Here is a 14231-nt window from a genome sequence, read left to right as displayed (position 1 = left end):
CCAAGCACCATGGCTTCCGTGCGCCGTGGTTGTATTGCTCGCCGCTCACCCTCATGTACTTCTTTCCTCCCTTCTTGGTGCGTAATCCGATATGAGTTCCGCTCTGTCCATCCGGCAGCTAACCAAAACCTACGGCAACGGTTTCCAGGCCCTGAGTGGTATCGATCTGGACGTCGCCGAAGGTGATTTCTTCGCCTTGCTCGGCCCCAACGGTGCCGGCAAATCCACCACCATCGGCATTCTTTCCACCCTGGTGAACAAGACCAGCGGCACGGTGAATATCTTCGGCCATGACCTGGACCGCGAGCCGGCGGCGCTCAAGCGCTGCATCGGCGTGGTGCCCCAGGAGTTCAATTTCAACCAGTTCGAAAAGACCTTCGATATCGTCGTGACCCAGGCCGGTTACTACGGCATCCCGCCGAAGATCGCCAACGAGCGCGCCGAGCAGTACCTGACCCAGTTGGGGTTGTGGGACAAGCGTGACGTGCCGTCCCGTTCGTTGTCCGGCGGCATGAAGCGCCGGTTGATGATCGCCCGCGCACTGGTGCATGAGCCGCGCCTGCTGATCCTCGACGAACCGACCGCGGGCGTGGACATCGAGTTGCGTCGTTCGATGTGGACCTTCCTGACCGAGCTGAACCAGAAAGGCATCACCATCATCCTCACCACCCATTACCTGGAAGAGGCCGAACAGCTGTGCCGCAACATCGGCATCATCGACCACGGCACCATCGTCGAGAACACCAGCATGCGGCAATTGCTCAGCCAACTGCACGTGGAGACGTTCCTGCTGGACCTGAAGGGCGACCTGAAGGCGGCCCCTCAGTTGATCGGCTATCCCTCCCGACTGGTGGACCATCACACCCTGGAAGTCCAGGTGGATAAAACCGTCGGCATCACCGGGTTGTTCACTCAACTGGCCCTGCAGAACATCGAAGTGCAGAGCCTGCGCAACAAGACCAATCGCCTCGAGGAGTTGTTCGTGTCCCTGGTGGAGAAAAACCTGGCGAAGGTGGCGGTATGAGTTCCGAACTGCGCGCCAACCTCATCGCCCTCAATACCATCGTTTACCGCGAAGTCCGGCGCTTCATGAGGATCTGGCCACAGACCTTGCTGCCGCCGGCCATCACCATGGTTTTGTACTTCGTGATTTTCGGCAACCTGATCGGCCGGCAGATCGGCGACATGGGCGGCTTCACGTACATGGACTACATCGTGCCGGGGCTGATCATGATGTCGGTGATCACCAACTCCTATGGCAACGTGGTGTCGAGCTTCTTCGGCAGCAAGTTCCAGCGCTCCATCGAAGAATTGATGGTTTCGCCGGTTTCGCCCCACACGATCCTCATCGGCTACACCCTGGGCGGTGTGTTGCGCGGCCTGGCGGTGGGCCTGATCGTGACCTTGCTGTCGCTGTTCTTCACCCATCTGCAGGTGCATCACCTGGGCGTGACGGTACTGGTGGTGGTGCTCACGGCGACGATCTTTTCGCTGCTGGGTTTCATCAACGCCGTATTTGCGCGCAACTTCGATGACATCTCCATCATCCCGACGTTCGTGCTCACGCCGCTGACGTACCTGGGCGGGGTGTTCTACTCCATTTCCCTGCTGCCGCCGTTCTGGCAGACCGTGTCCCTGGCCAACCCGGTGCTGCACATGGTCAACGCCTTCCGCTACGGCATCCTCGGGGTTTCGGACATCCGCATCAGCGTGGCGATTACCTTCATGCTGGTGGCGACCGTGGTGCTCTATATCGGTTGTGCCCGGCTGCTGGTCAGTGGCCGCGGGATGCGTACATAAGCCCCAGTGGGAGCGAGCCTGCTCGCGATTGCGGTGGGTCAGCAGCAGACAGCTGAATGATCCGACGCCATCGCGAGCAGGCTCGCTCCCACACTTGATCTGGTTTAGCCGTAGATACGCCGCAAAAAAGGCCTCCAATAACGGAGGCCTTCCTGTATCTCACATCCGGCTTTTCTTGCGCCGCCGCCACTGCCGGGCCACCCACCAGCGCCAATAGCTCATGGTGACGAAGTAGGCCAGGACGCCAAGTACCAGGCCGGTCACCACCGAGCCCAGCAGGAACGGTCGCCACAAGGTGGACAGTTGCTCGGTGATCCACGCCCAGGTGAGTTCATCCGGTAACGTCCGGGCAGGCACGTCCATCAGCCAGGCACCGGTCTGGTAGGTGCAGAAAAACACCGCCGGCATGGTGATGGGATTGGTCAGCCAGACCAGGCTCACCGCAATCGGAATGTTGCCCCGTACCGCAATGGCCAGCGCTGCGGCCAGGAGCATTTGCAAGGGAATGGGAAGGAAAGCGGCGAACAGGCCGACCGCCATCGCCCGGGCCACGGAGTGGCGATTGAGGTGCCAAAGGTTGGGGTCATGCAGGAGGGTGCCGAGAAAACGTAAGGACTTGTGTTCCCGAATGCTCGCTGGGTCTGGCATGTAACGTTTGAATAGGCGCCGGGGCATAAGGCTTCTCGGTCGGTTCAAAGCAATAAAGCGGCAAGTATGTCCGGATTCTAAGTCCGGCAGATTCAGACTTTGTGACAATTGATAACGCCCACGGTGCCGCAGACCGGCTAAGCCTGAAGAGGGGACTCTCAAGGACGGGTTATGCGCATAGGGTTGGTCGCGCTTGCACTGGGGCTGGTGGCCCCGGTTTTTTTTCCGTCGCTGCCACCGCTGTGGCTGATTGCGGCGATGCCGATGCTGGCGCTGATGGTGCTGCCGTTTCGAAGTTATCCACTGGGTTTTTTCCTGTTGGGGCTGGCCTGGGCCTGCCTGTCGGCGCAATCCGCGCTGGACGAGCGCTTGCCTGCCGCGCTGGATGGCGAAACCCGCTGGATCGAAGGGCGCGTCATCGGCTTGCCGCAATACAACGACGACGTGGTGCGTTTCGAATTGGTCGAAACCCAGTCGCGTCGTACCCGGTTACCGCCGTCGATGCGCCTTGCCTGGTTCGGTGGGCCATCGGTGAGCAGTGGCGAGCGTTGGCGATTGGCGGTGAAGCTCAAGCGGCCCGCCGGGCTGTTGAACCCGCACGGTTTCGACTATGAAGCCTGGCTGTTGAGTCGGGGCATCGGCGCGACCGGTACGATCAAGGATGGACACCGCCTGCGACCGGCCCAGGGCGCTTGGCGCGACGGGGTGCGCCAGGCACTCGCGCAGGTCGATGCCCAAGGTCGTTCCGGTGCACTGATGGCATTGGTCTTGGGCGATGGTGGCGGGCTGAGCCGCGAGGACTGGCAGGTGTTGCAAGACACCGGCACCGTCCATCTGCTGGTGATTTCCGGCCAGCACATCGGCCTGCTCGCCGGCCTGGTGTACCTGCTGGTGGCCGGTGCGGCGCGTTATGGCCTGTGGCCGGGGCGTCTGCCGTGGTTACCTTGGGCCTGCGCCCTGGCCTTCATCGCGGCGTTGGGCTACGGCTTGCTCGCCGGTTTTGAAGTCCCGGTGCGGCGGGCCTGCGCGATGATCGGCCTGGTGCTGCTGTGGCGCTTGCGTTTCAAGCACCCTGACCCCTGGTGGGCGTGGCTGCTGGCCTTCGATGGAGTGCTGTTGTTCGATCCTTTGGCCAGCCTGCGACCGGGGTTCTGGCTATCATTTGCCGCGGTCGCGGTACTGATGTTCACCTTCGGCGGCCGCCTGGGGCCCTGGCGCTGGTGGCAAACCTGGACCCGCGCCCAGTGGCTGGTGGCGGTCGGGCTGTGCCCGTTGCTGCTGATACTGGGCTTGCCGGTGAGTCTCAGCGGGCCGCTGGTGAACCTTTTGGCGGTGCCCTGGATCAGCCTGCTGGTGTTGCCCTCGGCATTGCTCGGCACCGTATTGCTGCCGGTGCCGTTCATCGGTGAGGCGCTGCTCTGGATCGCCGGGGGATTGCTCGATCTGCTGTTCAAGGGGCTCGCGCTGGTGGCCGGGCGAATGCCGGCCTGGGTCCCCGTTCCGGTCCCTCTGTGGGCGTGGTGCATCGCTGCGCTCGGCGCTTTCGTGCTGTTGCTGCCCAAGGGCGTGCCGCTGCGTGTGCTGGGTTGGCCGATGTTGCTGCTGATGGTGTTTGCGCCACGGGAAGAGTTGCCACCCCGGCGAGCCGAAATCTGGCAACTGGACGTTGGCCAGGGGCTGGCGGTGCTGGTGCGCACCCGTCATCACAACCTGCTCTATGATGCGGGGCCACGCTTTGGCGACGCCGACGCAGGCGAGCGCGTCGTGCTGCCGACCTTGCACAAGCTGGGTGTGCGCGGGCTGGACCTGATGCTCCTCAGCCATGCCGATGCCGATCACGCCGGCGGTGCCCAGGCCGTGCGCAACGGGCTGGCAACGACCCGGGTGATCAGCGGCGATCCGGCCGCGTTGCCCGCCGAACTCCAGGCCGGCGCCTGCGACAGCGGCGAACAGTGGGAATGGGACGGCGTCCGGTTCGAAGTGTGGCAATGGTCATCCGCCCTTGAAAGCAACCAGAAATCCTGCGTGCTACGGGTCGAGGCCAACGGCGAGCGGTTGCTGTTGACCGGCGACATCGACAGCCATGCCGAGCGCGCTCTGCTCGACGGTCCCCTGGCGGTGCCGACACAATGGCTGGCCGCGCCTCATCATGGCAGTCGCAGCTCATCGTCGATGGCGTTGCTGGCGCGCCTCAAGCCGCATTCGGTGTTGATTTCCCGGGGACAGGGCAATGCGTTCGGCCATCCCCATCCCCACGTGATGGCCCGGTATCGACGGTTGGGCATGGCGATCTACGACAGTGCCGAACAGGGCGCCATTCGTCTGCAACTGGGGGCTTTCGAGTTGCCGGATACCCAGGCCGGCCATCGGCGCTACTGGCGCAATCCGCCGTCTGCGGAGCCATGAGATTCCAGCCTGTAGGAGCTGTCGAGCGAAGCGAGGCTGCGATCGTGCCCCAGACAATTGAATCCCGGGCGAACACCAGCAGATCAAGATCAAAAGATCGCAGGCTCCTACGTTAGTCGGCGGGACGAGCCTCCATGGCGAGTCTCTATGATAAAGTGGCGCACTTTTTCGAGGGGGCAGTCACTGTGTGGGAATTGGTCAAATCCGGCGGCTGGATGATGTTGCCGATCATTCTGAGTTCCATCGTGGCACTGGGTATCGCTGCCGAACGCCTGTGGACCCTGCGGGCCAGCCGTGTGACGCCGGAGCATTTGCTCGGGCAGGTCTGGGTCTGGATCAAGGACAAGCAACTGAACAAGGACAAGCTCAAGGAGCTGCGGGCCAGTTCGCCGTTGGGCGAGATTCTGGCGGCCGGCCTGGCGAACTCCAAGCATGGTCGCGAGATCATGAAAGAGTGCATCGAAGAGGCCGCGGCCCGGGTCATCCATGAGCTGGAGCGCTACATCAATGCCCTCGGTACCATCGCCGCCATGGCCCCGTTGCTGGGCCTGCTGGGCACGGTGTTGGGCATGATCGACATTTTCAGCGCCTTTACCGGGTCCGGCATGACCACCAATGCCTCGGTGCTGGCCGGTGGTATCTCCAAAGCCTTGATCACCACCGCGGCCGGCCTGATGGTCGGTATTCCGTCGGTATTCTTCCACCGGTTCCTGCAGCGCCGCATCGATGAACTGGTGGTGGGCATGGAGCAGGAAGCCATCAAGCTGGTCGAGGTGGTGCAGGGCGATCGTGACGTGGACCTGGCCGGGAGCAAGAAGTGAAGTTCCGCCGCAAACCACGGGAAAACATCGAGATCAACCTCGCATCGCTGATCGACGTGGTGTTCATCCTGCTGCTGTTTTTTGTCGTGACCACCACCTTCACCCGGGAAACCCAGCTCAAGGTGGAACTGCCGCAAGCCGTCAGCGGTTCGCCGGCCGAGGACCAGCAGTTGAAGAGCCTGGAGATCACCATCAATGCGGAAGGGTCGATTTCGGTGAACAACCAGTTATTGCCCAAGAGCGACCTGGCGACCCTGATCGAGGCGTTGCAGAAAGAGTCCGGCGGCGACACCAACCTGCCGCTGTCCATCAGTGCCGATGGCAAGACTCCCCATCAATCGGTCATCACTGCCATGGACGCGGCCGGCAAGCTCGGCTTCAGCCATCTGCGCATGACCACGGTCGAGGCGGCACCCGCACCCTGATGGCCATGTCCGATCGATTGCTCGCCGCGTGGTATGACGGTCACCCGGCCCTGGCGCTGTTGCGACCACTGGAGTGGCTGTACCGGCGCGTGGTGGTCGGCAAGCGCGAGCGTTTCCTGGCGGGCGAGGGCGATATCTATCAGCCGCCTGTGCCACTGGTGGTGGTGGGCAACATCACCGTGGGCGGTACCGGCAAGACGCCGATGATCCTGTGGATGATCCAGCATTGCCAGCGCTCTGGCCTGCGGGTTGGCGTGGTCAGTCGGGGGTATGGCGCCAAGCCGCCGCAATTGCCTTGGCGAGTCGAGGCCGAGCACGGGGCCGGGATCGCCGGCGACGAGCCGTTGCTGATCGTGCAGCGCACCGGCGTGCCGCTGATGATCGACCCGGACCGCAGCCGCGCGGTCCAGGCGCTGCTGGCATCGGAACCGCTGGACCTGATCCTGTCCGATGATGGCATGCAGCATTACCGTCTGGCTCGCGACCTGGAACTGGTGCTGATCGACAACGCCCGTGGCTTGGGCAATCGACGTTGCCTGCCTGCCGGTCCGTTGCGCGAACCGGTCGAGCGCCTGCAATCGGTGGATGCGGTGCTGTACAACGGCGCCAGCGCCGACCGTGAAGACGGCTTCGCCTTCGAGCTGCGGCCCTCCGTCCTGGTGAATCTGGCCAGCGGTGAACGGCGCCCACTCGAGCATTTTCCGCCCGGCCAGGCCTTGCACGCCGTGGCCGGTATCGGTAATCCACAACGTTTCTTCAAGACCCTCGAAACGCTACACTGGCGGCCTATACCGCACGGGTTTGCCGACCATGCCGAATACAGCGTCGAGGCGTTGGATTTCACACCGCCGTTGCCGGTGGTCATGACGGAAAAGGACGCGGTCAAATGCCGTGCCTTCGCCACGCCCGACTGGTGGTACCTGGCGGTGGACGCCGCGCCTTCACCGGCCTTCGAGGCCTGGTTCGATACGCAGTTGATGCGCCTGTTGCCGGATCGGCTATTACCTTAAGAACCTTATCCAGGGGAAACTCCATGGACACCAAACTGCTCGACATCCTGGCCTGCCCGGTCTGCAAAGGCCCGCTCAAGCTCAGCGCCGACAAGACCGAGCTGATCAGCAAGGGCGCCGGCCTGGCGTACCCGATCCGCGATGGCATCCCGGTGATGCTCGAAAGCGAAGCCCGTACCCTGACCACCGATGAGCGCCTGGATAAATGAGCGTTGCCTTCACCGTTGTGATTCCGTCGCGCTTCGCTTCGACGCGCTTGCCCGGCAAGCCGTTGTTGTCGATCGCCGGCAAGCCGATGATCCAGCACGTGTGGGAACAGGCCTGCAAGAGCAACGCCCAGCGTGTGGTGGTGGCGACCGACGACCTGCGTATCGTCGAGGCCTGCAAGGGCTTTGGCGCCGAAGTGGTGATGACCCGCGAGGATCACAATTCCGGCACCGATCGCCTGGCGGAAGTCGCCGCGAAACTGGGGCTGGAGCCCGATGCCATCGTGGTCAACGTGCAGGGCGACGAACCGATGATTCCGCCCAGCGTGATCGATCAGGTCGCGGCCAACTTGGCGGCCCACCCCGAAGCGCGCATGGCCACGCTGGCCGAGCCGATCGAGGACGTGCAAACCTTGTTCAACCCGAACGTGGTCAAGGTAGTCAGCGACCTCAACGGCCTGGCGCTGACCTTCAGTCGCGCTACATTGCCCTGGGCCCGGGATGCATTCGCTCAGAACCGTGACGTGATGCCCGCAGGCGTGCCGTACCGCCGCCACATCGGCATCTATGCCTACCGCGCCGGCTTTCTCCAGGACTTCGTCGCCTGGGGCCCGTGCTGGCTGGAAAACACCGAAGCCCTGGAGCAGCTACGGGCGCTCTGGCACGGTGTGCGGATCCATGTGGCCGATGCGCTGATCGCTCCGCCAACCGGCGTCGACACGGTCGAAGACCTTGAGCGCGTCCGTCGCCTGCTGGAGGCCTGATGCGGGTTCTGTTCGTCTGCCTCGGCAACATCTGCCGCTCGCCCACCGCCGAAGGCATCCTGCGCCACAAGCTGCGCGAGGCCGGGCTGCTCGGGCAGGTGGAAGTCGCCTCCGCCGGTACCGGTGACTGGCATGTGGGCAAGGCGCCGGACAAGCGCAGCCAAGCCGCGGCCCTGCGGCGCGGCTACGATTTGTCGGCCCAGCGTGCCCGGCAAGTCAGCCGCGCCGACTTCGCCACCTATGACCTGATCCTGGCGATGGACAGCAGCAACCTGCGCAATCTCAAGGCCCTGCAACCGGCCAATGGCCGAGCTGAACTGGACCTGTTCCTGCGCCGCTACGAGGCCGAGATCGATGACGTGCCGGACCCGTACTACGACGGCGAGCAGGGTTTCGAGCAGGTTCTGGACCTGATCGAACGCGCCACGGATCGCCTGGTGATCGAATTGAAGGGACGGTTATGAGCTTGCAGGTACAGGTTGGCGTCAGCCTCAAGCCTTTCAACAGTTTCGGCGTGGACGTCAAGGCCCGGCTGTTCGCCGAGGCCCACGGCGACGGGGATGTTCGCGAGGCATTGGCTTATGCCGCCGGGCATGAGGTGCCGCTGCTGGTGATCGGCGGCGGCAGCAACCTGCTGTTGACCGGCGACATCGATGCGCTGGTGCTGCGCATGGCCAGCCGTGGGATCCGCTTGCTGAGCGACGAGGGTGAGCGGGTGGTGATCGAGGCCGAGGCCGGGGAACCCTGGCATCCTTTCGTCCAACACACGTTGGCGCAAGGCTGGTCGGGGCTGGAAAACCTCAGCCTGATCCCCGGTACGGTGGGCGCCGCACCGATGCAAAACATCGGCGCCTACGGGGTGGAGATAAAGGATGTCTTCGCCGGTCTCACCGCCCTGGATCGCCACACCGGCGAGCTGCGGGATTTCACCCTCGAGCAATGCCGTTTTGCCTACCGCGACAGCCTGTTCAAGCAGCAGCCGGGTCGCTGGTTGATCCTGCGGGTGCGCTTCGTCCTCAGCCGCGCCGCCCACCTGCACCTGGAATATGGCCCGGTCCGCCAGCGGTTGACCGAGCAGGGCATCGACCAGCCGACGCCCATCGATGTCAGCCGGGCCATTTGCAGCATACGCAGCGAAAAACTGCCGGACCCGGCCGTGCTGGGCAATGCCGGCAGTTTCTTCAAGAATCCGCTGGTGCCGGCCACGCATGTTACGCAACTCAAGGTGCAATACCCCGACCTGGTGGCTTATCCACAGCCCGAGGGCCAGATGAAAATCGCCGCGGGCTGGCTGATCGAGCGTGCCGGCTGGAAGGGTTTTCGTGAAGGCGATGCCGGGGTGCATAAGCTGCAGGCGCTGGTGCTGGTCAACTATGGCGATGCCACTGGCCTGCAACTGCTGGACCTGGCCCAGCGCATCCAAAAAGATGTTGCCGAACGTTTCCAGGTTGACCTGGAAATGGAGCCCAATCGCTACTGAATCAAGGGTTCGCAACGACCTGAAGACGCCCTGCACAACCCTGCACAAGCATCATTTGTGCAGGATTGTGCAGGGCGTTTTGCTTGAACCTGGGTTAATTTAATCTGCTGACGATGCGACCATCGCATCGCGCAAGGCCCGATGCAGACACCTGCGTGTCTGCCTAAGAGAGCCCCATCAGCCTGAGCCAGTCTGCGACACCGAACCGTTCTCCAAGCGGCAGATTGCTCGACCCCATAACTCGATAACTATGCGGGCGTGCCCATGATTACCCTGAAACTCAATGGACAAGACCATCAACTGGATGTGACCGAGGACATGCCGCTGCTGTGGGCTATCCGCGATGTCGCTGGGTACAACGGCACCAAATTCGGCTGCGGCATGGGCCTGTGCGGCGCGTGCACCATCCACATCGACGGCGCGCCGGCGCGCAGTTGCATCACGCCGATCGGTTCGGTGCAGGGGCAGAACGTCAGCACCATCGACGCGCTTCACGCCGACCCGGTTGGCCAGGTCGTGCAAAAGGCCTGGCTCGATACCGCCGTGGCCCAGTGTGGTTACTGCCAGGGCGGGCAGATCATGTCCGCGACCGCGCTGCTCAAGAGCAATCCCAACCCGAGCGATGAGCAGATCGAGGAAGCCATGGTCGGCAATATCTGCCGCTGTGGCACGTATAACCGGATCAAGACTGCGATCCGCCAGGCTTCCAGCCACCTGAAGGAGGCCAAGGCATGAGCCGTTTGCCCAATGATTTCGTGCTGAGCAATCTCAGCCGGCGTGGCTTCCTCAAAGGCGCGAGCGCCACCGGTGTGCTGGTGCTGGCCGCCAGTTGGGGCCTGCCGGAGGCTTTTGCCGAGGAAAAGAAATTCGGTGCCGAGGGCATGCCCCATGGCGCGGTCGACGACCCGAAGGTCTACGTGAGCATTGCCGCCGATGGCAGCGTGACGGTGATCTGCAACCGTTCGGAGATGGGCCAGGGCGTGCGCACCAGCCTGAGCATGGTGGTGGCCGATGAACTGGAGGCTGACTGGGCTTTGGTTAAAGTGCAGCAGGCACCGGCCGATGAAGCGCGTTTCGGCAACCAGGACACCGACGGTTCGCGCAGCATGCGTCACTGGTACGAGCCGATGCGCCGTTGCGGTGCCGCCGCCCGGACCATGCTGGAACAGGCCGCTGCTGCCCAATGGAACGTTCCGGTGGGCGAATGCCATGCCCAATTGCACAACGTGGTGCACCAGCCTTCCGGTCGCAAACTCGGCTATGGCGCATTGGCCACTGCAGCCAGCGCCTTGCCGGTGCCGGCCCGTGACGGCCTGCGCCTCAAGCAACCCGCTGAATTTCGCTACATCGGCAAGGAAGCGAGCCGGGCCATCGACGGCGCGGACGTCGTCAACGGCCGCGCCGTGTTCGGCGCCGATGTGCATTTCGACGGCATGCTTTACGCCGTCGTGGCGCGTCCGCCGGTCTATGGCGGCAAGGTCAGGAGCGTGGACGACAGCGCGGCGCTGAAAGTGCCGGGCGTGGTCAAGGTGCTGCAGATCGAAGGACGTCCGCTGCCCTCGGAATTCCAGCCCCTGGGCGGCGTGGCGGTGGTGGCGAAGAACACCTGGGCCGCGATCAAGGGCCGCGAGGCCCTGAAGATCGAATGGGATGATGGCCCGAATGCCGGTTATGACTCGATCGCCTATCGCAAGGACCTCGAGGCCGCAGCCCTCAAGCCCGGTAAAGTCCTGCGCAACACCGGCGACATCGATGCTGCGCTGGCGAAGGCCGATTCGACCCTGGAAGCTTCGTATTACCTGCCGCACCTGTCCCAGTCGCCGATGGAACCGATGGTTGCCGTTGCCCGCTTCAAGGACGGTCAGTGCGAAGCCTGGGCACCGAGCCAGGCCCCCCAGGTGACCCGCGAGCGCGTCGCCGAACGATTGGGTATTCCTTTCGACAAGGTCACGATCAATATCACGCTACTGGGCGGCGGTTTCGGTCGCAAGTCCAAGCCCGACTTCGTCGTCGAGGCGGCGGTGCTGGCCAAGGAATTTCCGGGCCAGGCGATCCGGGTGCAATGGACCCGCGAGGATGACATTCATCACTCGTATTTCCACACCGTATCGGCCGAATACCTCAAGGCTGGCCTGAACCGGGACGGGATGCCGTCCGGCTGGCTGCATCGCACCGTAGCCCCGAGCATCACCGCGCTGTTTGCGCCGAATATGGTTCATGAAGCGCCGTTCGAAGTGGGCATGGGCGTGACCAACATGGCCTACGCCATCCCCAATCTGCGCCTGGAAAATCCCGAAGCGGTGGCGCACACCCGGGTGGGCTGGTACCGCTCGGTGTCGAACATTCCCCACGGTTTTGCCATCCAGAGTTTTATCGACGAACTGGCCCACAAGGCCGGTCAGGATCCGCTGAAGTACCACCTCAAGCTGCTCGGGCCGGATCGCAAGATCGATCCGCGTACTTTGAACGAGGACTGGAACTACGGCGAATCTCCCGAGCGCTACCCCATCGACACGGCGCGGATCCGCACCGTGCTGGAAACCGCTGCCAAGGCGGCCGACTGGGGGCAGAAACTGCCCAAGGGCCGTGGCCTCGGGCTGGCGGTGCATTACAGCTTCGTCACCTACGTGGCGGCGGCCATCGAGGTGGAGGTCAAGGAGGACGGCACGGTGATCGTGCACAAGGCGAACATCGCCGTCGACTGCGGCCCGCAGATCAACCCCGAACGCATCCGCTCCCAGTTCGAAGGCGCCTGCGTCATGGGCCTGGGGAATGCGATGGTGGGGGAGATCAGCTTCAAGGATGGCAAGGTCCAGCAGGACAACTTCCACATGTACGAAGTGGCGCGCATGTCCCTGGCACCCAAGGAAGTGACGGTGCACCTGGTCACGCCACCGGGCGAGGTGCCGTTGGGCGGTGTCGGTGAGCCGGGCGTGCCGCCGATTGCGCCGGCGCTGTGCAATGCGATCTTCGCGGCCACCGGCCAGCGCATCCGTAACCTGCCGGTACGCTATCAGCTGCAAGGCTGGCAGCAGGCCAAGGCCTGATGGACAGCGTTGACCTGAATGTCCTGCGCAGCGTGCTCCAATGGCGCCGCGCCGGGCAGCGCGTGGTGTTGTTCACGGTGGTGCAGACGTGGGGCACCGCGCCGAGGCCTCCGGGGGCGATGCTCGCCTTGCGCGAAGACGGCGTGGTGATCGGCTCGGTGTCGGGTGGTTGTGTCGAGGATGACCTGATCGCCCGGCTGCATGACGGCCGCATTCCGGCGGACGGTCCGCCGGTGCAGATGATCACCTACGGCGTCACCCGCGAGGAGGCGGCGCGCTTCGGCTTGCCGTGCGGCGGTACCCTGCGCCTGACTGAAGAGCGGGTCGGTGACCCGCAATGGGTCGCCGAACTGCTGGAGCGTTGCGAAGCCCACCAGATTGTCGCCCGTGAGCTGAGCCTCGCCACTGGCCGCGTGGCGTTGACGCCCGCGAGCAAGAGCGATGTGCTGGTTTTCGACGGCCAGACCCTGCGCGCCATCTACGGGCCGCGTTGGCGCCTGCTGTTGATTGGCGCCGGGCAACTGTCGCGCTATGTCGCGGAAATGGCCCGGTTGCTGGACTTCGAAGTGCTGATCTGCGATCCGCGCAAGGAATTCGCCTACGGTTGGGAAGAGCAGCATGGCCGCTTCGTCTCCGGGATGCCCGACGAAGCGGTGTTGAACATCCAGACCGACGAGCGCACGGCTATCGTTGCCTTGACCCATGATCCGCGTCTGGACGACATGGCGTTGCTGACTGCCCTGGACTCCCCGGCCTTTTATGTCGGGGCGCTGGGGTCGCGGGTCAACAGCCAGAAACGCCGGGATAATCTGCTTCAGCTAGGCTTGTCAGCACAGGTCATCGATCGGCTGCATGGTCCGATCGGCCTGCACATTGGCAGTCACACCCCGGCGGAAATCGCCTTGTCGCTGTTGGCCGAAATCGTGGCGATCAAGAATGGCGTCGAGCTGCGGCAGAAGAGGCCGCTGTAAGCCGCTGGGTGGGGCAAGGAGGGTGTATGAGCGGATCCATTGGCGTGATCATTGTCGCGGCCGGACTGGGCAGCCGTTTTCGCCAGGTTGCCGGTCCCGACAAGGATAAGTTGCTGGCTGACTGCACGGGGCGCGACGGTGCCGTTCGCTCGGTGATCGAGCAGGTGCTGGTGAGTCTGCCAGCCTCCCTGGACAAACGCGTGCTGGTGACCCGCGAGGGGCGCCCACAGGCGATTCGCATGGCCCAGGCGTATGGATGCGATTTCGTAGAGTTGGACTCTCCCGGTCTGGGCGACAGCATTGCCGCCGGCGTCCAGGCCTGCCCGGACCTTGATGGCTGGTTGATTGTGTTGGCGGACATGCCATTCATCCTGCCATCGAGCATCGAGCGGGTGGTCGCGGGGATTCGCGAGGATGGTATCTGCGTACCGGTGCTTGGGGGTGAGTATGGGCATCCCGTGGGGTTTGGCCGCGGATTTGGCCCGAAACTGATGGCATTGACCGGTGATCGCGGCGCCAAGGTGTTGTTTAGCGGGGGGCGGGTGGTGGAGATTGCCGTGGACGATCCCGGGGTGGTTTGGGATGTGGATGTGCCTGAGGCTCTGAGTTTCCAGTAACAGCATTGATGTCGACTGAGCCACCGCCATCGCGAG

Annotated in this window: 15 protein-coding genes; 14 read left to right on the top strand and 1 reads right to left on the bottom strand. The window is 63.5% G+C overall.

What is annotated here, in order from left to right; translation table 11 throughout:
* The first annotated feature begins 91 nt into the window (after window positions 1–91).
* Both LOY67_RS19805 and LOY67_RS19800 read left to right on the top strand, forming a co-directional pair.
* Window positions 92–1024 carry an ABC transporter ATP-binding protein gene (locus tag LOY67_RS19805; RefSeq protein ID WP_265064071.1) on the top strand — a complete coding sequence of 311 codons (933 nt, stop codon included), beginning with the start codon at window positions 92–94 and terminating at the stop codon, window positions 1022–1024.
* A complete protein-coding gene (locus LOY67_RS19800; RefSeq protein WP_265064070.1) occupies window positions 1021–1800 on the top strand; it encodes an ABC transporter permease in 780 nt (259 codons plus the stop codon). Before LOY67_RS19805 ends, LOY67_RS19800 begins: the two co-directional genes overlap by 4 nt.
* Before the next feature lie 159 nt (window positions 1801–1959).
* On the opposite strand, the gene LOY67_RS19795 is transcribed toward LOY67_RS19800, so the two are convergent.
* Entirely contained in the window at window positions 1960–2475 is a 516-nt protein-coding gene (locus LOY67_RS19795; protein WP_265064069.1) for a DUF2062 domain-containing protein, read from the bottom strand.
* A gap of 144 nt (window positions 2476–2619) precedes the next feature.
* Between LOY67_RS19795 and LOY67_RS19790 the strand changes: the two genes are divergently transcribed.
* The 12 genes from LOY67_RS19790 to LOY67_RS19735 all read left to right on the top strand — a co-directional run bounded on the left by LOY67_RS19790 (window position 2620) and on the right by LOY67_RS19735 (window position 14195).
* Window positions 2620–4854 carry a DNA internalization-related competence protein ComEC/Rec2 gene (locus LOY67_RS19790; RefSeq protein ID WP_265064068.1) on the top strand — a complete coding sequence of 745 codons (2235 nt, stop codon included), beginning with the start codon at window positions 2620–2622 and terminating at the stop codon, window positions 4852–4854.
* 185 nt (window positions 4855–5039) lie between these two features.
* A complete protein-coding gene (locus LOY67_RS19785; RefSeq protein ID WP_265067791.1) occupies window positions 5040–5675 on the top strand; it encodes a MotA/TolQ/ExbB proton channel family protein in 636 nt (211 codons plus the stop codon).
* On the top strand, window positions 5672–6100 hold the full coding sequence (locus LOY67_RS19780) for an ExbD/TolR family protein (RefSeq protein WP_047699062.1): 429 nt from the start codon (window positions 5672–5674) through the stop codon (window positions 6098–6100). Before LOY67_RS19785 ends, LOY67_RS19780 begins: the two co-directional genes overlap by 4 nt.
* Window positions 6100–7110 carry a tetraacyldisaccharide 4'-kinase gene (gene lpxK / locus LOY67_RS19775; RefSeq protein ID WP_265064067.1) on the top strand — a complete coding sequence of 337 codons (1011 nt, stop codon included), beginning with the start codon at window positions 6100–6102 and terminating at the stop codon, window positions 7108–7110. Before LOY67_RS19780 ends, lpxK begins: the two co-directional genes overlap by 1 nt.
* A gap of 23 nt (window positions 7111–7133) precedes the next feature.
* Window positions 7134–7319 (top strand): Trm112 family protein, encoded by a 186-nt coding sequence (locus LOY67_RS19770; RefSeq protein ID WP_003179363.1) that lies wholly within the window; start codon window positions 7134–7136, stop codon window positions 7317–7319.
* Window positions 7316–8080, top strand: a complete 765-nt coding sequence (gene kdsB, locus LOY67_RS19765) for a 3-deoxy-manno-octulosonate cytidylyltransferase (RefSeq protein WP_265064066.1) — start codon at window positions 7316–7318, stop codon at window positions 8078–8080. The genes LOY67_RS19770 and kdsB overlap by 4 nt, the downstream gene beginning before the upstream one ends.
* A complete protein-coding gene (locus tag LOY67_RS19760) occupies window positions 8080–8544 on the top strand; it encodes a low molecular weight protein-tyrosine-phosphatase (RefSeq protein WP_265064065.1) in 465 nt (154 codons plus the stop codon). Before kdsB ends, LOY67_RS19760 begins: the two co-directional genes overlap by 1 nt.
* Window positions 8541–9560, top strand: a complete 1020-nt coding sequence (murB, locus tag LOY67_RS19755) for a UDP-N-acetylmuramate dehydrogenase (protein WP_265064064.1) — start codon at window positions 8541–8543, stop codon at window positions 9558–9560. Before LOY67_RS19760 ends, murB begins: the two co-directional genes overlap by 4 nt.
* Window positions 9561–9824: 264 nt before the next feature.
* Complete coding sequence (locus LOY67_RS19750; protein WP_265064063.1) at window positions 9825–10295, top strand: (2Fe-2S)-binding protein; 471 nt, start codon at window positions 9825–9827, stop codon at window positions 10293–10295.
* Window positions 10292–12607 (top strand): xanthine dehydrogenase family protein molybdopterin-binding subunit, encoded by a 2316-nt coding sequence (locus LOY67_RS19745; protein ID WP_265064062.1) that lies wholly within the window; start codon window positions 10292–10294, stop codon window positions 12605–12607. Before LOY67_RS19750 ends, LOY67_RS19745 begins: the two co-directional genes overlap by 4 nt.
* Window positions 12607–13578 carry an XdhC family protein gene (locus tag LOY67_RS19740; protein WP_265064061.1) on the top strand — a complete coding sequence of 324 codons (972 nt, stop codon included), beginning with the start codon at window positions 12607–12609 and terminating at the stop codon, window positions 13576–13578. The genes LOY67_RS19745 and LOY67_RS19740 overlap by 1 nt, the downstream gene beginning before the upstream one ends.
* Window positions 13579–13604: 26 nt before the next feature.
* A complete protein-coding gene (locus LOY67_RS19735; protein WP_265064060.1) occupies window positions 13605–14195 on the top strand; it encodes an NTP transferase domain-containing protein in 591 nt (196 codons plus the stop codon).
* Window positions 14196–14231: the final 36 nt, after the last annotated feature.

This window comes from Pseudomonas sp. B21-056, assembly GCF_026016325.1.
GTDB lineage: Bacteria > Pseudomonadota > Gammaproteobacteria > Pseudomonadales > Pseudomonadaceae > Aquipseudomonas.
This window is presented reverse-complemented; position numbering and strand designations above follow the sequence as displayed.

Coding starts and splice junctions, on each gene's coding strand:
- LOY67_RS19800 (WP_265064070.1), top strand. CDS start 1,021: ATGAGTTCCGAACTGCGCGCCAACCTCATCGCCCTCAATACCATCGTT.
- LOY67_RS19760 (WP_265064065.1), top strand. CDS start 8,080: ATGCGGGTTCTGTTCGTCTGCCTCGGCAACATCTGCCGCTCGCCCACC.
- LOY67_RS19770 (WP_003179363.1), top strand. CDS start 7,134: ATGGACACCAAACTGCTCGACATCCTGGCCTGCCCGGTCTGCAAAGGC.
- LOY67_RS19745 (WP_265064062.1), top strand. CDS start 10,292: ATGAGCCGTTTGCCCAATGATTTCGTGCTGAGCAATCTCAGCCGGCGT.
- LOY67_RS19795 (WP_265064069.1), bottom strand. CDS start 2,475: ATGCCCCGGCGCCTATTCAAACGTTACATGCCAGACCCAGCGAGCATT.
- LOY67_RS19750 (WP_265064063.1), top strand. CDS start 9,825: ATGATTACCCTGAAACTCAATGGACAAGACCATCAACTGGATGTGACC.
- LOY67_RS19735 (WP_265064060.1), top strand. CDS start 13,605: ATGAGCGGATCCATTGGCGTGATCATTGTCGCGGCCGGACTGGGCAGC.
- murB (WP_265064064.1), top strand. CDS start 8,541: ATGAGCTTGCAGGTACAGGTTGGCGTCAGCCTCAAGCCTTTCAACAGT.
- kdsB (WP_265064066.1), top strand. CDS start 7,316: ATGAGCGTTGCCTTCACCGTTGTGATTCCGTCGCGCTTCGCTTCGACG.
- LOY67_RS19790 (WP_265064068.1), top strand. CDS start 2,620: ATGCGCATAGGGTTGGTCGCGCTTGCACTGGGGCTGGTGGCCCCGGTT.
- LOY67_RS19740 (WP_265064061.1), top strand. CDS start 12,607: ATGGACAGCGTTGACCTGAATGTCCTGCGCAGCGTGCTCCAATGGCGC.
- lpxK (WP_265064067.1), top strand. CDS start 6,100: ATGGCCATGTCCGATCGATTGCTCGCCGCGTGGTATGACGGTCACCCG.
- LOY67_RS19805 (WP_265064071.1), top strand. CDS start 92: ATGAGTTCCGCTCTGTCCATCCGGCAGCTAACCAAAACCTACGGCAAC.